The following is an 18,699-nucleotide window of genomic DNA, read 5'->3' as shown; positions in this document are numbered from 1 at the left end:
GTGGCGGTGGCCGTGGAGACCGAGGTCTATCGGGTCGTCAGGGGCAAAGCCAGCGCGGTGCCGGCGAGCATGAGGACGCCGCTGACGATCAGGGGCAGGCGTAGGTCGACGGTGCCGAGCAGGCCGCCGAGGACGGCGCCGACGGGCTGAGTGCCGTACACGAGGAAACGCCAGGCGGCGTTGACCCGGGACAACAGCGCGGGTTGGACCAACTTCTGGCGGAAGGTCTGCTGGTTGACGCCGTACAGGGCCGGGCCCGCGCCGCGCAGGAGCTGGGACAGGACGGCGGGGCCGGTGGCGAGCAGGAGGCCGGCGGCGGAGGAGAGCAGCATGCCGAACACGAAGGTACGGCCGGGGCCGAGGTGGCGGGTGACCACGGGAGTGATGAGGGCGGCGAGGATGCCGGCGATGCCGGCCACGGTGAGCGCGATGCCGACGAAGGCGGGCGAGAAACCGAGCACTCGTACCAGGTACAGGACCAGCACGGCGTTCTGCGTCTGGCCGCCGAGGGCACCGAGCGCAGCGGCGATGGTCACCGGCCGCAGCACGGGGTGGGAGAACATCTCCCGCAGGCCGTCGAACAGATCACCCTTGCCGCGTAAGGGATTTCCGACACCGGCGGCCGTGATCCGGGACTTGAACAGGGCTGCGATCAGGAACGACACGGCGTCGACGGCCATGGCGAGCGGGGCGGCGAGCAGAGCGACGAGCCCGCTGGCTATGGCGGAGCCCGTCACGCCGACCGTGGAAGTGGTCAGCATCAGGGCGCTGTTGGCGGGCAGCAACTGGTCGCGCGGCACCAGCTGCGGGGTGAAGGACTGCGCGGCGATGGCGTCGAACAAGCTGCACACGCCGGCCAGAGACACGACGGCGTACAGCTGCTCAAGGGTGAGCAACCCCAGCGCAGCGGCGATCGGGACGGACCCGATCAGCACCAGCTGACACAGGTCGGCGATCACCAGGATCCGCTTGTACGGCAAGCGATCCACCCACACGCCGGCCGGCAGCCCCAGCACGAGGTGCGGGAGGAAGGCCGCCGCGCCGAGCAGGCCCATGTCCACCGGCGTGGCGCGCAGGTACACCACGGCGACCAGCGGCAGCGCCACGGTGGTGACGCTGGATCCCAGCAGGGACACGGAGTTGCCGACGAACAGCCGGCGGAAGTCCTGGTGCCGCGCGAGCAGGGTCACGGCGCCGACCCTAGCCCTCAGCCGCCCTGAGCACCGCGAGCGCTGCTCAGGGCAGAATCAAAGGCTCAGATGTTGCGGCGGTACTGGCCTCCGACCTCGAAGAACGCCTCGGTGATCTGGCCGAGTGTGCACACCCGCGCGGCGTCCATCAGCACCTCGAACACGTTCTCGCCGCCGGTGGCCGCCGCGCGCAGCCGGGCCAGCGCGTCGGCGGCCTCGGAGCGGTGCCGGTGCTGGAAGTCCAGCGTCCGCGCGACCTGCGACTCCTTCTCCTGCTCGGTGGCGCGGGCCAGCTCGATCTCCACCGGGCCCTCGTCGGCCTGCGGCGCCAGGAACGTGTTCACGCCGATCAGCGGCAGCGAGCCGTTGTGCTTGCGCTGCTCGTAGAGCATCGACTCGTCCTGGATCCGGCCGCGCTGATAGCCCGTCTCCATCGCGCCGAGCACGCCGCCGCGCTCGGAGATCCGGTCGAACTCGGCCAGCACGGCCTCCTCGACCAGGTCGGTCAGCTCGTCGATGACGAACGAACCCTGCAACGGGTTCTCGTTCATCGACAGGCCCCACTCGCGGTTGATGATCAGCTGGATGGCCATCGCCCGGCGCACCGAGCTCTCCGTCGGCGTGGTGACGGCCTCGTCGTAGGCGTTGGTGTGCAGGCTGTTGCAGTTGTCGTAGAGGGCGCACAGCGCCTGGAGCGTGGTGCGGATGTCGTTGAAGTTCATCTCCTGCGCGTGCAGCGACCGCCCCGAGGTCTGCACGTGGTACTTGAACTTCTGGGACCGTTCGTTGGCGCCGTAGCGGTCCCGCATCGCCACCGCCCAGATCCGCCGGGCCACCCGGCCGATCACGCTGTACTCGGCGTCCATGCCGTTGGAGAAGAAGAACGAGAGGTTGGCCGCGAAATCGTCGATGTCCATGCCGCGGGCCAGGTAGGACTCGACGTAGGTGAAGCCGTTGGCCAGCGTGAAGGCCAACTGGCTGATGGGGTTCGCGCCGGCCTCGGCGATGTGGTAGCCGGAGATCGACACCGAGTAGAAGTTGCGCACCTTGTTGGCGATGAACCATTCCTGGATGTCGGCCATCATGCGCAGGCTGAACTCGGTGGAGAAGATGCAGGTGTTCTGGCCCTGGTCCTCCTTGAGGATGTCGGCCTGCACGGTGCCGCGCACGTTGGCCAGCGCCCAGGCCCGCAGCTCCGCCAGCTCCTCGGCCGACGGCTCACGCCCGTGCTCGGCGCGGAAGGCGTCGACCCGCTGGTCGATCGCGGTGTTCAGGAAGTAGGCCAGGATCGTCGGCGCCGGGCCGTTGATCGTCATCGACACCGACGTGGTCGGCGAGGTCAGGTCGAACCCGTCGTACAGGGCCTTCATGTCGGCCAGGGACGCGATCGAGACGCCGGAGGTGCCGATCTTGCCGTAGACGTCCGGCGGGGTGTCGGGGTCGCGGCCGTACAGCGTGACGGAGTCGAACGCGGTGGACAGCCGGGTCGCCGCCGAACCCTCGGACAGCAGCTTGAACCGCTTGTTGGTGCGGAACGCGTCGCCCTCGCCGGCGAACATGCGGGCCGGGTCCTCGCCGTCCCGCTTGAACGGGAAAACTCCTGCGGTGTAAGGGAAGTAGCCGGGCAGGTTCTCCGAGCGGAGGAAGCGCAGCAGCGTGCCCTCGTCGTCGAACCGTGGCAGGCTGACCCGGCGGACCTTGTTGCCGGACAGCGTCTCCCTGGTGAGCGCGGTACGGATCTCCTTGTCCCGCACGGTGAACACGAGCTCGTCACCGGAGTACTGCTCGACCGTGCGCGGCCACTCGGCCAGCGCTTCGGCGCTCTCCCGGTCCACCTTGCGCTCGCCGGCCTCGACCAGCTCCGCGATGTCCGAAGTGGACTTGCCGGCGGCGTCCAGCGCCTTCTGCGCGTCGACCAGGTGCGCGTGCTTGCGTACGGCCTCGACCTGCTCGTCGGTGCGCTTGTGGTAGCCGCGAACCGTGTCGGCGATGTCGGAGAGGTAGCGCGCCCGGGCGGCCGGCACGACGGTGGACGCCGAGGTGGACACCTTGCCCTCGACCTTCGGCAGCACCCCCGGCTCGAACCCGAGGCTCGTCACCAGGTGCTGGTACAGCGCCGTGACGCCGTCGTCGTTGAAGGTGGCGGCGCTGGTGCCGAAGACCGGCATGTCCTGCCAGGTGGAGCCGAACGCCTCGCGGTTGCGGACCAGCTGCCGGGCCACGTCCCGGCGCGCGTCCTCGGCGCCGCGGCGCTCGAACTTGTTGATCGCCACCGCGTCGGCGAAGTCCAGCATGTCGATCTTCTCCAGCTGCGACGCGGCGCCGAACTCCGGCGTCATCACGTACAGCGAGTGGTCGACGAACGGCACGATCGCGGCGTCGCCCTGGCCGATGCCGGGCGTCTCCACGACGATCAGGTCCGCGCCGGCGGCCTTGCAGGCCAGGATCGCGTCGGCCAGGCCGTCCGGCACCTCCGCGCCGGCCCGGCGAGTGGCCAGCGAGCGGAAGAAGACCCGCTCGCGGTCCAGGCAGTTCATCCGGATCCGGTCACCGAGGAGCGCACCGCCGCCGCGGCGACGGCTCGGGTCCACCGCCAGCACGGCGATGTGCAGCTTGTCCTGCTGGTCCAGCCGGAAGCGGCGGACCAGCTCGTCGGTCAGCGACGACTTGCCGGAGCCGCCGGTGCCGGTGATGCCCAGGACCGGTACGTGCCGGTCGCCGACCGCGTCGGTCATCGCCGCGCGCAGGTCGTCGGGCAGCTGACCGGCCTCGATCACCGTGATGGCCCGGGCCAGCGCGTCCTGGGCGCCCGTGAACAGGCCGTCCCAGCTGGCCGGCAGCCGCGCGGACAGGTCGTAGTCGCAGGCCTCGACCATGGTGTTGATCATGGCGGCGAGGCCCAGGTGCTGGCCGTCGGCCGGCGAGAAGATGCGCTCCACGCCCCGGGAGTGCAGCAGCTCGATCTCCCGCGGCACGATCACGCCGCCACCGCCGCCGTACACCTTGACGTGCCCCGCGCCGCGCTCGGCCAGCAGCTGCACGAGGTAGGTGAAGTACTCCACGTGGCCGCCCTGGTAGGCGCTGATCGCCACACCCTGCGCGTCCTCCTGGATGGCGGCCGTGACGACCTCGTCCACCGAGCGGTTGTGGCCCAGGTGGATCACCTCAGCGCCCTGCGCCTGGAGGATGCGCCGCATGATGTTGATCGCGGCGTCGTGTCCGTCGAACAGGCTGGCGGCGGTGATGAACCGGACCGGGTTGCTCGGCTTGTGGAGAGCACCTGAGCCGCTCATGGAAACTCCTTGGGGTCGCCTCCCAAATACTTTGCCTTCCTACTATCGGGAGTGCAACCAATTGGGACGCGGAACACCTCACGACCGGCGGATCCGGCATCTCGGACAGCCCGCACGGCATCCGGGTTAACGGCGTTCATCCATCCGGCGACCAGCGGACTGCGGTTGTCGGTGGAGGCTGTCGCCTCGCCCTACCCGCCAGTAGGGTCCCACTCCGGGTGCCGCCACACCCCGGTGATCACATGCGGACTGAGGAGATCGCTATGCGGGTGAGCAGGGTGGCGGTCACGGTGCTGGCGCTGGCGGGGCTGACCGCCGGGACCGTGACGACCGGGACGGCGACGGCGGACGGGACGGCTTCGCTGCGGCTGTCCGAGGCCACCACCGTGGGCATACACAACACCTATGACACCGGCGCCTACCAGTACCTGGCGCAGTCACTGGACGCCGGCGCCAATCTGGTCGAGCTGGACGCGTGGTTCAACATCTTCACGCACAAGTGGAACGTCAGCCACAGCAACCCGATCGGCAGCGACAACAACTGCGTGCAGGCCAAGTCGCCGACGGCCAACCTGTACAGCGGCAATCGCAACCAGAACCTCAACGACTGCCTGGACGACATCAACGTCTGGCTGGGCAACCACCCGTCGGCCGGGCCGCTGACCGTGAAGATCGAGCTCAAGGCCGGCTTCGACGCCACCATCGGGATGGGCCCGGCCAGCCTCGACAGCTACGTGCACAACAGCCTCGGCAGCCGGGTGTTCCGGCCCGTCGACCTGCTCGGCTCGTACCCGACGCTGGACGACGCCGCCAAGGCCAACAACTGGCCGACCCGGGCCGCGATGGCCGGCAAGGTGATGGTGGAGATCATTCCCGGCACCGTCGAGGAGAACAACCCGACCGACCACCTCTGGACCGACGTCGAGTACGCCCAGTATCTCAAGGGCCTCGCCGCCGCCGGCAACCTCGGCCAGGCGCAGATCTTCCCGGCCGTGCACAACGCCGCCGCCGGCGACCCGCGCACCCGCTACGCCGACACCACCCTGCGGCCCTGGTTCGTCGTGTTCGACGGCGACGCCAGCGGCTACATCGACGGCGGCATCGACACCTCGTTCTACGTGACCAACCACTACTTCCTGATCATGACCGACGCCGAGAACGTCAAGCCGGCGATCGACGACGTCAACCCGACCGTGCAGCAGGCCCAGGACCGGGTGGCGCTGATGGCCGGCAAGGGCGCGAGCGTCGTCGGCACCGACTGGCGGCAGCTGACCACCGTGCTGCCGGAGGTCCTCCCCCGCGGCTGAGCTCCTGTTGCCACATGCGCTTCCTACTTGGCGCTGGATGCCGAGTAGGAAGCGCATGTGGCATTTCAGCTGGCGTCGGGGCCGGTGAGCATCTTGAGTGTGGTCACCGTGTACGACAGCGAGCCGCGGAACCCGGCGCCGGTGCGCACGATCGTCAGGTCGGCCAGCTCCTCGCCCGGCGCGGCGAAGAAGCTCAGGGTGCTGGTGCCGGTCCAGTTGTCGCCGACCACCGGCGTGTCCAGCACGGACTGCGTCAACTCGTGCACGTCCGGGTCGTCGTACTGGCCGGCGATCAGGCGCGGGAAGTGCCGCAGGTTCACGATCGGCCGGGTCAGCGCCGGCAGCGTGGCCGACGGCGACTGGAGCGTGATCTGCGCCTCGGCCAGCCGGCGCCCGGCCGCCGTCAGGCTGGCGCCGAACTGGCCGCCCGGGCCGACCACCGGGGATCCCTGGCCCGGCACGGAGAACGCGCGCGTCTGCCGGATCGCGCCCAGCTTCTTCGGGAAGCCCTGGAACCAGCCCCGGGCCAGCGCCGCGTCGTTGTCCACCCAGATGTACGGGCACCAGGCCACCGGCCGGCCCTGGAACTGGGCGTCCAGCAGCACCAGGAACTCGGAGTACTGGCTGCGCACCGGGTCCAGGTACTCCTGGTGCGATCCCGCCCACTGCCAGTCGATGAACAGCGCGTAGCCGTGGCCGGGCGTCGTCGGATCCGGCGTCAGTCCGGCCGCCAGCGCCGCCTTGGCCGCCGCGGGCGTCGTCCAGAACTCGACGCCGACCACGTCACCCGCGTAGTGCCACGGCGGCGACGGCACGATGTTCGCGGTTCCCTTGGCGCTCAACGGCAGGCTGTAGCCGAGCAGCTCTCCCGGCGGCACGGTGCCGGTCGCCGCCACCGCCGGGGACGCAACGGCGGCGGTGGTGACCGCCGCGATGCCGCCCGCGATCAGGCTCCGTCTGCCGATCTCGCCCCGGTTCTCGTCGGACACGCGTTCCTCCTTGTGTGGATTGGATTCCGACGCTACCGGCGGCCGTGGCCGAGCCCGGTGACGGACGATCAAGCGATCCGCCACCGGTGCCCGAAGAGCCGGGGCACAGCGCGAAACCGGTCAACCCCAAGGAGAATTCGGTGTCACTTCCGGCGGCTCGCCCGGTGGGCGGCGCGGCGGAGCTGGATGATGCGGCCGTAGCCGGGTATGGCGACGAGCAGCACGCCGCAGATGGCGGCCAGCAGGAGGGCGACGCCGAGCGGGAAGTCGCCGCTCCAGCCGAAGTAGTTGATGGTCACGGTGATGTTGTTCTGGAGGATGAAGATGAGCAGCAGCAACAGCACGACGGCGGCCACCGTGACGCCGACCCAGAGGCCGCTGATGCGGGTGCGCTTGAGGTGCACGGGCCGGTTGAGGTCGGCCCCGGGACGGCTGGCGTCGGGCTTGGTGAGGTCGGCCCCGGCGATGGTGGCGTCGGTGGGCAGTGGCTCGACCGCGCCCCCGCCGGGCGCGGCGCCGCCGGGCACGACGGGCACGGCCGGCGTCTCACCCCCGGCGCGCATGGGCGGGACCTCGGGCGTCTCACGCTCGGCGGCGGAGCCGCGCTTCGGCTCGGTCATGGGGCCACCTCCTCGATGTCCCCAAGTGGTACCCAGAAACGACCGCCGCCGCACGTCCAGCTAGCCCGTTCGGGTGTCGCACACGGCCAGGGCGCTCACCACCCGGTTCCGGCCGGCCCGCTTGGCCCGGTACAGGGCGGTGTCGGCGGCGTGCACGAGCTCGTCGAGCCCGGTGGCGACGCCGGGGTAGACGGCGACGCCGATGGAGGCGGACAGGGTGCTCAGGGTTGCCCCGCCGGCCAGGGGCACCCGCAGGTCGCTGACGGCCCGCCGGATCCGCTCGGCGATGGCCAGCACGTCGCCGTCGCGCAGCCCGGGCAGCACCACCACGAACTCCTCGCCGCCGAACCGGCCGACGGCGTCGTAGTCCCGCACGGACCGCCGGACGGTGTCGGCGACGGCCTTGAGCACCTCGTCGCCGGACAGGTGCCCGTACGTGTCGTTGACCCGCTTGAAGTGGTCGAGGTCGACCATCAGCACGCCGGCGTGGTCGGCGGCGGCCAGCTCCTTCAAGGCGACCTCACGCCACGAGCCGGCGTTGAGCAGCCCGGTCTTCTGGTCCTTGGTCGCCAGCTCCCGGAACTGCGGGACCAGCACCCCGCGGTGCAGCACGAACAACGGCACGAACAGGAACGCCAGCGCGAGCGGCTCGTACACGAGCACCAGGCCGGCGACGGCGCCGATGCAGATGGTGGCCAGCTCCATGGCGTTGTCGTCGGCGGTGCCGACCAGGTGCACCAGCGTCCGGTCGTCGCCGCCGTCGACGACCAGGCTCACGGCGATCAGCACGCCGTCGACGGCGAAGAACACCAGCGCGGCGGCGGCGACCACGACGATCTGCACGGCGGACAGCCGCGTGGCCTGCGTGAGCACGGACAGGCCGCCGGCGTCGAGCATCAGGCGGGCGGTCCACGCCGCGAGCACCATCGCGGCGGCGTTCATCACCTTCCGGTGGACGAAGCTCCGCTGGCTGCCGCGCACCGCGTCGTGCAGCGACACCAGCACGGTCAGCGCTGCCACCCAGGACAGCGGCAGGGTCAGCACGGCCGCGAACACCCACATCGAGATCATGTTGATCCGCACGGACCCGCTCTTGACCCGGCGCATCCGCTCGATCCGGCGCGACGCCTCGCCCTGCACCAGCGCGGCGGCCAGGATGGCGGCGGCGATCCCGGCGTCCGCCGCGCCGGACCGCGTGAACTCGATGATCGCGACCGCGGCCGCGCCGAGGTCCACCACCAGCACGAACCACACCGACAGCGCCGGCCGCCGCCACAGCGGCCATTTCCCGACCCGGCCCAGGCCAGGTTCGTCCCCTCCGACAACGGCCATGGTCTCCCCCCACGGTTTCCCCGAGTATGAGGGAGATCGCGGAGCGTTGCCGGCGGTTCGGCCGGGACCACCCGGCTAGCGGAACGGGTCAGGTCACGTCCTGTGACGCCTCCGCCGCCACCATGCCCTCGCCCAGCCGCCGCAGCACGTCGGCGATGTCCTCGTCGGCGTGCCGGCAGGCGGCGTCGAACACGGCCAGCCGGGCCTCGTAGCGGTCGCCGTCGTACCACTCCAGGTCGTCAGCCAGTCGATGGACGGCGTCGGCCTTGTCGAACACGATGCGTTCGACCGCGTCGCAGGCCACCCTCAGGGTGTCGGCGAAGCAGCCGAGCCGTCGCCACACCACCCGCCGCCACGGCTCGGGCCGCCCGTCGAGCATGTCCGAGCAGAGCGACTCCAGCTGCTGGGCGTCGGCCCGCAGCTCGGCCAGCGGGATGTCCCGCTGCGCGGCGTAGCGGTCGCCGATCTCGGCGTCGAAGTCGAAGTCTCGGCGCCGCCGGCGGGCGTGCTCGGGCCCGTGCCGACGGAAGAACTCCAGTCCGTCCGCGCCGGCGTCCAGGATCGGCGTGGACGACGGCTCGCCGGCGCTGCCGAAAACCTCCAGGCGGGCGGCCAGTTCGGCCAGGTAGCCGGTGCGCGCGCCGGTACAGCCGCAGCGCGTGAGCAGATCGGCCAGCTCCGCCCGCGAGTCGCCGATCCGTTCGTCGAACACCACCCGCATGCGCACCGACGCATCGTCCATGACGCTTCCCCCCACCGTGATCGTGCACAGCAACCATGACACGGGCATGCGCCGACTGGTAGGACCTTTCAGGCAGGCATGAAACATCGGGGGTGGCACATGAGCACGTTGCGGCTGCGCTTCACGGCCCAAGATCTGTTACGCACGAAGGTGCTCACCGCGCCGGACCCGATGTGGGAGCTGGTGCTGAGCGTTCATCGCCTCCAGCCCGGCGGCGAGCTGGACCGGCACACGGCGTGGCGGCGGGCGGTTCGGCCGCGACTGTCCGGCGCCGACTCGGTCCGCGCGTGCCGGCTGCTGCGCACCCTCGTGCCGCCGGCCGGCAACTTCCCGGACTTCCTCACGCCGCTGCCCACGTCCGACGGCGTGGACGGCGCGATCGAAGCGATTCGCGCTACGCCCCGTGACCGGCTCGCCCTGGACCTGAGCCCGGCTCGACTACGCCGCGTGGACGACTCGCGGTTCTGCCACGGTCTGGCGACCGGCCGTGACGCACCGATGTCGGAGCTGGTCGGCGCGCTGCGACACTACTACGATGCGGCGGTCGCCCCGCACTGGGGCGAGATCGCCGACCACGTCCGGTCCGACGGCGATACCCGCGCGCACGAGCTGGTCGACGACGGCCTCGGCGGCATGTTCGCCCGGCTGGGGCCCGGTTTCCGGTGGCGCTGGCCGTATCTGGAGACGGACTATCCGCGCTCGCACGAGATCCGGCTCGGCGGCCGCGGGCTGACGCTGGTGCCGTCGTACTTCTGCACCGGCACTCCCGTCACGCTGATCGACGAGGAACTGCCGCCGATGCTGGTGTTTCCGGCGAGGCGGCTGCCGCGCGACCCGTCCGAGGAGGACCGCGCGCCGTTCCACCTGGCGAAGGTCATCGGCCGCACCCGGGCCAGGATCCTGATCGCGCTGCGCACGCCACGGTCCACGTCGGACCTCGCCGAGGCGATCGGCATGTCGCTCGCCTCGGCCAGCCAACAGGTCACGTTGCTGCGCAACGCCGACTTCGTCGTGAGCAGGCGTGACGGACAGGCGGTGCGCCACTCCGTCACCCGAAAGGGTAAGGCTTTGCTGGAAATACGAACTAACGAATCCCGGCGTCCGTACGACTATGCGTAGGTCCCAATCGAGGAGTGCCAGGAGCGAGATGACCCACGTGGTCGACCACGACGACGAAGCCGTGGCGACGGGCCTGCTGTCCGCGCGCGCCGAGACGGCCGCGCTGGACGGGAACCTGGACGCTGCCTCCCTGCTGGCCGACCAGGCGATACTCGAGGGAGACCGGCACGGGGCCGAGGTCGCGGCGGCGGTGTTGGCGCAGCGGGGAATGCTCGCCGACAGCGTCGCGCTGTACCGGTGGGCGGAGAGCGTGGACGGTTCGCGGTCCGGCTTCGCGGTGGCCGCGCTGCTGGGCGTCGGCGATCTGCCGCAGGCGCAGGCGCAACTGGCCGCCTTCGACGACGCCGAGCGCACGCCGACCTCGCTGTCCACCGTCGAATCCCTTGTGGCCCATGCGCTCAGCGAGTCCGTGACGGGGTCGGCGGTGGCGGCGCTGTCACAGCTGGTGCAGGCGGCCGCGGTGCTGGAACCCCACGCCGGCAAGGTGTTACTGCCGGATACGCCGGCCGCGCTGGCCTGCCTCGTCGCGTTGCACCTGGGGCAGCTGGACATGGCGGAGTCCGCGGTCGGCGACGACTCCGTGCGGCATTCCCTGCTCCGGGCGTGGATTTCCTTGCAGCGCGGCGATCTCGCGGCGGCGGACGGGCCGGCGCAGTGCGCTCGTCCACGGGACGAGCTGTTCGCGGCGGCGATCGAGATCGGGGTGGCGCGCCGCAGGTCCGACCTCGCCGGTCTGCTCGATGCGTGGCCACGCGCTCGTGACGCCATCATCGCGCACCCGGTGGACCTGTTCGTGCTGCAGCCGCTGGGCGAGATCGCCGTGGCGGCGGCGCGGCTGCGCGAGGACGAGTGGCTGGCGCCGAAGCTGGCCGAGGCCGAGGACCTGCTGGTCCGGCTCGGACGCCCTGCGCTGTGGTCGGTGCCGCTGCACTGGTTCGGGTTGCAGGCCGCCGTCGCGTCGGAGTCACCGACCGTGGCCGGCCGGCACGCGGCCGCGCTGGCGTCGATGTCCCGGAGCTCCCGCTACGCCGGCGCGCTCGCCGGCTGCGCGCGGGCGTGGCTGCGGGTGCTGGCCGGGGATGTGCAGGTGGAGCAGGTGGTGTCCGCCGCCCGCGAGTTACGGGCGGTCGGGCTGGGCTGGGACGGGGCACGCCTGGCCGGGCAGGCTGCCATCCGGACCGCCGACCGCAACGAGATGACCACCCTGCTGACCTGCGCCCGAGCGCTGCACGGGGCCCCGCACAGCGTCGAGGACTCCCCCGCTCCGCAGCTGTCGCCGCGGGAGATGGAGGTGGCGGAACTGCTGGTCGGCGGCATGACGTACAAGCAGATCGGCGAGCGCCTGTTCATCTCGGCCAAGACCGTCGAGCACCACGTGGCCCGCATGCGCCAGCGGCTCGGCTCGACCTCCCGGCGCGAGCTGCTGGCGCGGCTGCGGAGCCTGATCGCCTAGGACTCGGTGATGCCCAGGCCGGCGGCGATCATCGGCCGCAGGCTGCGGCTGAACTCCTTGTTCAGATGGTCGAGGTCGTAGTAGACGGCCACATTGCCCACCACCGCGTAGCACTTCTGCGCGTCACACATGTAGTCGGTGAGGTCGAGGTACTTGATCCGCGGGTTGGCGATGGCGCCGACCGCGGCGGCGAGCGGGTCCGGCGGCTGCGCCGCGGCCCGGTCCACCGCGCACGTCAGCGGGTTCTTCGGGTTCAGCGACACGCAGTTCGCCGCCCGGACGTCGCCGTTGAGCGGCGGGTCGCCGAGCACCTCGACCTGGGCGCCGGCCTGCGCCCACTTGGTCCAGTACGGCTCGACGCCGTCCCTGTACTGGTCGGCCGCCGGCCGTCCGGTCTTGTCGTCGACCAGCTCGTGGCGGGCGAAGAAGTCCGTGAAGACGTACGCCGGCTTGTCCGCGGCGATGAAGTCGGCGGCGGCCTTGCTCCAGTCCCGGCACGCCTTGGTCTTGTCCTCGGAGACCTGCTCGTTGTAGCCGACGAACTGGACCTGCGCGAACGGGCAGCCGCCGAGATAACTCGTCTTCAGCGTCCACTTCTGCTTGCGCGCCAGGTCGACCAGCACCGCCTGCCACTGCTCGGCGTGCGAGTCGCCGACCAGCCACACCACCTTCGGACTGGCCGTGCCGGCACTGAAGTCGCACACCGCCGACGTCGTCGTGTCGCCGGCCTTGAGCTGCTCCATGCCCTTGCACTCGGGCGGGTACGGCCAGTACTCGTTGGCGGGACCCATGTCGACGACCTTGGCTGGTCCGAACGGGTCCGCGCAGTTGCTGCCCGGCGCCAGCGCGCTGGCCCCGTGACAGGGCTTGACCGCCTCGTTGCGCTGGTCCTCGGCGGCCTGGGCGACGTGCCGGTTGTACGTCCAGTCCAGGGTGTCGGCCATGACCGCCAGGGCGACCATGCCGGCGACCATCGCCACGAACGTGAGCTTCGTGCTGCGGGCCAGCGGGCCGAACGTGCGGCCGCGGTCCTCCACGAAGACCTTCGACAGGTGGGCCAGCACGAGCGACACGACCAGCACACCGGCGCGCTGCGTGAAGGTGAGGTTGCCGGCGTTGAGCGAGTCGCGCAGCACGAAGGGGGCCAGCACGATCAGCGGCCAGTGCCACAGGTACAGCGAGTAGCTGATGTTGCCGAGCCACTGCACCGGCGGCAGGGCCGTGATGACGCTGTGCCACTGCCGGTCCCGGCCGGTGCCGGCGAGGATCACCAGGCCCGTGCCGACTGCCGGGATCAGCGCCATCGCGCCGGGGAACTCCGTGTGGTGGTCGAAGACGACCGCACTACCGATGATCATCACGAGGCCGACCAGCGAGCCCAGCCCGGCGACGAGCTTCGGCAGCGCCTTGGTGCCCAGCAAGGCGATCAGCGCGCCGATCGCGAACTCCCACACCCGCACCGGCGTCACGAAGTACGCCGGGCTCTTGTCGGCGGCGGTGAGGTAGACGCTGTAGCCGAGCGAGGCCAGGCCGACGACCGCGATGCCGACGCCCAGCGCCCAGCGCTTCTTGAGCTTGAACAGCAGCAGCAGGAGCAGCGGCCAGCACAGGTAGAACTGCTCCTCCACCGACAGCGACCAGTAGTGCTGGGTGACGCTCGCGGCGGCGTTGATCGCCGAGTAGTCGACGGACTTGGCCGCCAGCAGCCAGTTCTCCCAGTAGGTGGCGCTGGCGAACACCTCCCACGCGTTGGCCTCCCACTGCGGGTAGGGCAGCAACAGGTACGCCGCGACGATGCAGAACGCCAGCACCAGGAACGCCGCCGGCAGCAGGCGGCGGACGCGGCGGGCGTAGAAGCGGCCCAGCCGCAGCCGACCGGTGCCGATGATCTCGCGACCCAGGTGGGAGCTGATCAGGAAGCCGGAGATGACGAAGAAGACGTCGACGCCCACGTAGCCACCGGCCAGCCGGCTCGGCCAGACGTGGTTGATGACGACCGCCATCACCGCGACGGCGCGCAGCGCCTGCACATCGGTGCGGAAGCCGGCCGACCCCGACGCGGCCTTGGCCGGATCGGGCGCGGATCTGGCGTACTCGTCCTGCGTGACCGTGCTCAACGAACTCCCCCTAGGGCAACAGCAGGCCGGTCCGAACCGCGCCCCCCGACACAAACAGGTCCGCACCCTACATTCACCCGAAAGTGGTCACTGGACCGGTCGGGTCCACTGCTGGACGGCCGCCGGCCACTGGGCCCTCCGGCGGCACCCCACCAACCCCACCCGTCCCACACGCCCCAATTAACACCACATGCGCTTCCTACTTGCCACTCAGCGCCACATAAGAAGCGCATGTGACGGAAAGGGGGTTAGTCGGCCAGGTCGGCGGCCATGCCCTCGCAGCTGCGGACGACCACGCGGGCCACGTCCACGGTCGCCTTCCGGGCCAGCGGGTTCTCGGCCTGGCGCTGCCAGCGGGCGAGGGCGTCCAGCACGGCGGCCCGCTGCTCGTCGCGGCCGACGTCGGCGGGCAGCCCCAGCCGCGACCACGGCTGCGCGCCGCCGGCGCCGAGCAGGCGTTCGGCCTCGTCAGCGGCGTGGTCGGTGAGGTCGAAGGCGCCGGAACGCAGCGCGCCGAGCACCCGGAGCTCGGTGAACTCGTGCGCGCCGGCGAGGATGCGCTCGATGTCGTCGCGCAGCACGGGGGTGCCGGGCCGGGAGTCGCGGCTCAGCAGCGCGTCCACGGCGAGCAGCGCGGACCGGCATTTCAGCAGGTCACGACGCTGCGTGAACTGGGCGGCGAACACCGCCCGGAGCTCGTCGACGCCGCTGCGGCGGGTGAGCTCGGCGGCCAGCCGCCCGGGATCGCCGAAGCCCTGGCGGATCAGCGCGAGCGACAGCCGCACGCCGAACAGCCCGAACCGTTCCAGCAGCCCGAGGCCGGCATACCGGACGAACCGGTCCGCCGACAGCAGGGCCGACTCGACCTCGTCCCGCGAGGTGACGGCCATCCGGGCCAGCGCGTCGAACTCCTGCTGGTGCAACGATCTCGCCGTCTCGGCAAGCAGCCCGGCGACCGGCACCACACCCTGGCACAGCCGCCGCAGCCGCGGATCGGTCCGATAGCGCCGGGCGATCTTGGCGGCGGACATCAGCGCGTCCACCCGCCCGACGCCGATCTCGTCGGCCCGGGACAGCACGGCGATCGTGTTCACCGGATTGGCCCGGGCGATCCCGTTGTCGTGGAACGACTCCAGCAGCCGCAGGTCGGCGCTGTGCAGGTGCCGCATCAGGTACACGACGGCGTCGGCCTCGCTGGGCTCGTCGTCCGGCGCGAGGAAACCGTTGGCCCGCGCGGAAACGTCAGCCGACAGTGACGCGATGCCGGGCGTGTCGATGAGGATGGTGTCCGACAGCCCCTGCGCCGGCCAGTCCACGACCAGCCGCTCGACGTGCGCGGGGTTCAGACCCTCCAGATCGATCCGCAGCGCCCCGCCGACCCGGTCGATCCGCAGCTGGCGCGGCCCGCCGCCCAGCGGGTGCGCCGAGACCCGCGGCCGGTGTCCGCGCCGGTACCAGGTGACGATCCGGGTGCACTCGCCGGCGTCGGTCGGCGCCAGCCGCTCCCCCACCAACGCGTTGAGCAGCGTCGACTTGCCGGCCTTGACCTGGCCGGCGATCGCCACCCGCAACGGGCCGTCCAGTCGGTCCAGGTGGTCGCGCAGCCCCTGCGCGATCTCCGGCGTCTCCCGGAACACCTCGACGGCGTCGCGCAGCAGCGTCCGCACCTGCCCGCCGAGCCGGCTCATCGGCCCAGCCCGCGGGCCAGCGACGCGAGGTGGTCGACCCGTCCCAGCTCGGCCGTCACGTCCTTGATCCGGCCGTCCCGGCTGCCGGCATCGCCGTTCACGGCCTGCTGCGCCGCGGTCAGCGCCTCCTGCACCGACCGGGACAACTCCTTCGCGTACGCGGTGAAGTGGTCGCGCAGGGTCCGCTGCAACTCGCGCAGCAGGTCGCGGGATTCCTTGCCCACCTGGAAGATCAGGTCGTCGACGAAGCGCCGCGCGGCCACCTTGGCCTCGCTGCGCCGCCGCTGCAACATGCGTTTGCGCTCGTCCTTGACGGTCTTGCGGCCCAGCAGCACGCCGGCCGCCACCGAGACCGGGTTGAGCAGGGCCAGCCCGGCGACCGTGCTCAGCATGCCGATCATGATCGTGCCGCCGTAGCCGCCGCGCATGCCGGTGATCACCTTCTGCCCCAGGCCGAACCGCTCCGCCCCCGGCATCTCGAACGAGCTCGTCGCGTTCGGCGCGTGGAAGTCCAGGTCGGGCATGGCCTGGTCGCCGGCGTCGCCGAAGTGCTCGGCGACCTGCCGGGCCAGCCACTGCGCCCGCTGGTGCGCCCACACGAAGTTGGCCGACGCCGCGGCCGCGCCGCGCTGGTGCAGCCAGAGCGTGAACTCTTCGTCCACAGTGGCCGGATCGACGCGCTCCAGCTCCTCCTCGGCCTCCCGCAGCAGGTGCCGCATCCGGTCCCGAAGGTCGTACTCGATGTCGGCGATCAGGTCGCTGACGCCGTCGTTGAGGGTCTGCTGCCAGCGCGCGGACCGCTCGCGCAGCGCATCGGCACGGGTGCGGGCGCGGGTGAGCTCGGCGATCAGGTCGCCGGCATGGTTGGGATCCCGGTACGCCGCGAGCTCTGCCTGCATCGAGGCGGACAGCTGCGCGGTCACCGACAGCACGTCGTTGGCCACCGACCGGTCCGCGAGCGCGGCCGCCTGGCCGAGAATGTCGTTGCGCAGCCTGGAGATCAGCTCGGGGAAGCCCGATTCCTCGTTCAGCCGCTGGCTGTTCGTGCGGATGGCGTGCTGGCGCAGCGTCGAGGAGACGGCGATCAGGTCGGCGTCGACGTCGGCCGCGGCCAGGTGCCCACGGTTCAACTCGGCGATCCGCCGCCACTGCGGATAGAGGTCCGTCTTCGTCAGCACGCACAGGACGGTCGGGCACATCTTCATGGCCTGGCGCAGGAAGTCCAGTTCCGGGGCGGTGTACTCCTGGGCCGCGTCGGACACCAGGATCACCGCGTCCGCGGTGGGCAGCACGGCCATCGTGCTGGCCCCGTGCGCCGAGTCGAGGCCGCCGACGCCGGGAGTGTCCACAATGCACAGTCCGCCGGACAGCACGGCACGGGGAACCCCGACCTCCGCGTGGCGCAGATGCTCGCGGTTGCCGGGGTTCCCCGCCTCGGAGACGTGCTGGGCCAGCTGGTCGATCGGCACGGAGCGCCGTTGCCGCTCGTCGTCGCCGACGAGCACCACCGATGGCTCCGGCGCGTGCCGGACCAGCGTGGGCACCGCGGTCGCCAGGTCGTCGTCGACCGGGCAGACCGGGGCGTCCACCAGGGAGTTGACCAGCATGCTCTTGCCCTGCTTGAACTCGCCGACCACCAGTACCCGGACCTCCGGGTCCAGCAGCCGGCGCCGCGCCACCGCCAACCGCTCGCCGAGGTCCTCCCGGCGGTAGGCCGTGGTGGCCCTGATCGCGAGGTCCAGCAGCTCGGCGGCGGTCGGCGGCATGGGCGGTGCTCCCGTCAGATGTGGATGAGGTGGTCGTGCTGCGTGTCGACGTCGTTGTGCGACAGGATGTCGTTGTCCGAGGCGACGGTGTCGTGCGAGTCCAGCTCGTTCAGGCTCGAGTTGTGCGTGTCGTTGTCCGACGCCACCGTGTTGTCCGACGCGGTGGTGTCGTGCGAGTCGGTGGTGTCGTGGGAGTCGTTCCCGGACCCGATCGCCGTGTTGTTGTCCGACGCCACCGTGCTCGTGTTGTGCGAGTCGACGGAGTTGTGCGAGTCGGTGGTGTCGTGCGAGTCGTTGCCGGAGTCCACCGCCGTGTTGTTGTTGGACGCCACGGTGTTGTGCGAGTCGGTCGTGTTGTGGCTGTCGGTGGTGTTGTGGCTGTCCGTGCTGTTGTGCGAGTCGTGCTGGCTGGTGCTGCCGTCGGCGCCGGCCACGGCCACGTTGCCGCTGCCGTAGGCGTGCACGTCGGTGGAGTAGTCGTCCGCCGAGCCCGTGGCGCTACCCCCGACGGCCACCGCGCCGCCGTGGTCGGCGCTGACGTCGCCGTTGTTGACCTCGTTGCCGTTGCCGACGACGTTGTGGTCGCCCGTGGTGACCACGGAGTGGTTGTCGAAGCTCTGCGAGACGTCGCGGGCCCAGATGTTCTGGTTCACCGAGTTGTCCACCACGGTGTTGTGGCTGTCCGTGGAGTACGAGTAGTTCTGGGTGATGTACTTGATCTGCTCGATGGCGTGCTCCACGCCGCCGCCCGGGTGCACGGGCGGGGGCGGCGGCGGGGTCACCACGTGGCTCGGGCCGCCGGCGTCGTAGGTTCTGTCGAACGACTGCGCGGCGTCCACCACCAGCGGCAGCGCGTCGTGCACGTCGGCCGCGCACAGCCCGCTGAAGCCGTGCTCGTGCAGCACCTGCTGCGGATTGGCCTGGAACTGGTCACGGGCCGACTGGTCGCCCAGCAGCTCCATGATGAAGTCCAGCAGGCTGATTCCGGTCGCCATGGGATCTCCTCCTTGATCGGCGTCGGCGATAACGCTAGGTAGCGATCACCGCCGGGGGCATCGGGTGCCGTCCCCCGTTCCCGATCCC

The 18,699-nt window shown here is 70.9% G+C and carries 13 protein-coding genes; 3 read left to right on the top strand and 10 right to left on the bottom strand.

What is annotated here, in order from left to right; translation table 11 throughout:
- Positions 1-26: 26 nt before the first annotated feature.
- A complete protein-coding gene (locus BCF44_RS41245; protein WP_170218032.1) occupies positions 27-1,190 on the bottom strand; it encodes an MFS transporter in 1,164 nt (387 codons plus the stop codon).
- A gap of 65 nt (positions 1,191-1,255) precedes the next feature.
- The gene (icmF, locus tag BCF44_RS41240; RefSeq protein ID WP_116179949.1) at positions 1,256-4,483 is read right to left on the bottom strand and encodes a fused isobutyryl-CoA mutase/GTPase IcmF; all 3,228 of its coding nucleotides are present in this window, start codon (positions 4,481-4,483) and stop codon (positions 1,256-1,258) included.
- Positions 4,484-4,746: 263 nt separating this feature from the next.
- Here icmF and BCF44_RS41235 point away from each other — a divergent pair, with 263 nt between their 5' ends.
- Complete coding sequence (locus BCF44_RS41235; RefSeq protein ID WP_116179948.1) at positions 4,747-5,790, top strand: phosphatidylinositol-specific phospholipase C domain-containing protein; 1,044 nt, start codon at positions 4,747-4,749, stop codon at positions 5,788-5,790.
- Positions 5,791-5,855: 65 nt separating this feature from the next.
- Here BCF44_RS41235 and BCF44_RS41230 read toward each other — a convergent pair whose 3' ends face one another.
- The 4 genes from BCF44_RS41230 to BCF44_RS41215 form a co-directional block, all read right to left on the bottom strand.
- Positions 5,856-6,779 (bottom strand): acetoacetate decarboxylase family protein, encoded by a 924-nt coding sequence (locus BCF44_RS41230; RefSeq protein WP_211353463.1) that lies wholly within the window; start codon positions 6,777-6,779, stop codon positions 5,856-5,858.
- Positions 6,780-6,922: 143 nt separating this feature from the next.
- On the bottom strand, positions 6,923-7,399 hold the full coding sequence (locus tag BCF44_RS41225) for a LapA family protein (protein WP_116179947.1): 477 nt from the start codon (positions 7,397-7,399) through the stop codon (positions 6,923-6,925).
- Between the two features lie 60 nt (positions 7,400-7,459).
- Positions 7,460-8,731 (bottom strand): GGDEF domain-containing protein, encoded by a 1,272-nt coding sequence (locus BCF44_RS41220; protein WP_116179946.1) that lies wholly within the window; start codon positions 8,729-8,731, stop codon positions 7,460-7,462.
- Positions 8,732-8,819: 88 nt separating this feature from the next.
- Positions 8,820-9,473, bottom strand: a complete 654-nt coding sequence (locus BCF44_RS41215; RefSeq protein ID WP_116179945.1) for a hypothetical protein — start codon at positions 9,471-9,473, stop codon at positions 8,820-8,822.
- Between the two features lie 99 nt (positions 9,474-9,572).
- Between BCF44_RS41215 and BCF44_RS41210 the strand changes: the two genes are divergently transcribed.
- On the top strand, positions 9,573-10,592 hold the full coding sequence (locus tag BCF44_RS41210; RefSeq protein WP_170218031.1) for an ArsR/SmtB family transcription factor: 1,020 nt from the start codon (positions 9,573-9,575) through the stop codon (positions 10,590-10,592).
- 28 nt (positions 10,593-10,620) lie between these two features.
- The gene (locus BCF44_RS41205) at positions 10,621-12,045 is read left to right on the top strand and encodes a helix-turn-helix domain-containing protein (RefSeq protein WP_116179943.1); all 1,425 of its coding nucleotides are present in this window, start codon (positions 10,621-10,623) and stop codon (positions 12,043-12,045) included.
- On the opposite strand, the gene BCF44_RS41200 is transcribed toward BCF44_RS41205, so the two are convergent.
- The 4 genes from BCF44_RS41200 to BCF44_RS41185 all read right to left on the bottom strand — a co-directional run bounded on the left by BCF44_RS41200 (position 12,042) and on the right by BCF44_RS41185 (position 18,611).
- On the bottom strand, positions 12,042-14,162 hold the full coding sequence (locus BCF44_RS41200) for an acyltransferase family protein (RefSeq protein ID WP_246016107.1): 2,121 nt from the start codon (positions 14,160-14,162) through the stop codon (positions 12,042-12,044). The two genes, BCF44_RS41205 and BCF44_RS41200, sit on opposite strands and share 4 nt — an antisense overlap.
- Positions 14,163-14,410: 248 nt before the next feature.
- Positions 14,411-15,850, bottom strand: coding sequence for a dynamin family protein (locus tag BCF44_RS41195; protein WP_116179942.1), 1,440 nt, complete (start codon positions 15,848-15,850; stop codon positions 14,411-14,413).
- The gene (locus tag BCF44_RS41190) at positions 15,847-17,616 is read right to left on the bottom strand and encodes a dynamin family protein (protein ID WP_116179941.1); all 1,770 of its coding nucleotides are present in this window, start codon (positions 17,614-17,616) and stop codon (positions 15,847-15,849) included. The genes BCF44_RS41195 and BCF44_RS41190 overlap by 4 nt, the downstream gene beginning before the upstream one ends.
- A 14-nt stretch (positions 17,617-17,630) precedes the next feature.
- Positions 17,631-18,611 (bottom strand): IniB N-terminal domain-containing protein, encoded by a 981-nt coding sequence (locus BCF44_RS41185; RefSeq protein ID WP_116179940.1) that lies wholly within the window; start codon positions 18,609-18,611, stop codon positions 17,631-17,633.
- Between the last annotated feature and the right edge of the window lie 88 nt (positions 18,612-18,699).

The organism is Kutzneria buriramensis, assembly GCF_003387475.1.
Classification (GTDB): Bacteria; Actinomycetota; Actinomycetes; order Mycobacteriales; family Pseudonocardiaceae; genus Kutzneria; species Kutzneria buriramensis.
This window is presented reverse-complemented; position numbering and strand designations above follow the sequence as displayed.

Coding starts and splice junctions, on each gene's coding strand:
- icmF (WP_116179949.1), bottom strand. CDS start 4,483: ATGAGCGGCTCAGGTGCTCTCCACAAGCCGAGCAACCCGGTCCGGTTC.
- BCF44_RS41235 (WP_116179948.1), top strand. CDS start 4,747: ATGCGGGTGAGCAGGGTGGCGGTCACGGTGCTGGCGCTGGCGGGGCTG.
- BCF44_RS41225 (WP_116179947.1), bottom strand. CDS start 7,399: ATGACCGAGCCGAAGCGCGGCTCCGCCGCCGAGCGTGAGACGCCCGAG.
- BCF44_RS41220 (WP_116179946.1), bottom strand. CDS start 8,731: ATGGCCGTTGTCGGAGGGGACGAACCTGGCCTGGGCCGGGTCGGGAAA.
- BCF44_RS41215 (WP_116179945.1), bottom strand. CDS start 9,473: ATGGACGATGCGTCGGTGCGCATGCGGGTGGTGTTCGACGAACGGATC.
- BCF44_RS41210 (WP_170218031.1), top strand. CDS start 9,573: ATGAGCACGTTGCGGCTGCGCTTCACGGCCCAAGATCTGTTACGCACG.
- BCF44_RS41205 (WP_116179943.1), top strand. CDS start 10,621: ATGACCCACGTGGTCGACCACGACGACGAAGCCGTGGCGACGGGCCTG.
- BCF44_RS41195 (WP_116179942.1), bottom strand. CDS start 15,850: ATGAGCCGGCTCGGCGGGCAGGTGCGGACGCTGCTGCGCGACGCCGTC.
- BCF44_RS41190 (WP_116179941.1), bottom strand. CDS start 17,616: ATGCCGCCGACCGCCGCCGAGCTGCTGGACCTCGCGATCAGGGCCACC.
- BCF44_RS41185 (WP_116179940.1), bottom strand. CDS start 18,611: ATGGCGACCGGAATCAGCCTGCTGGACTTCATCATGGAGCTGCTGGGC.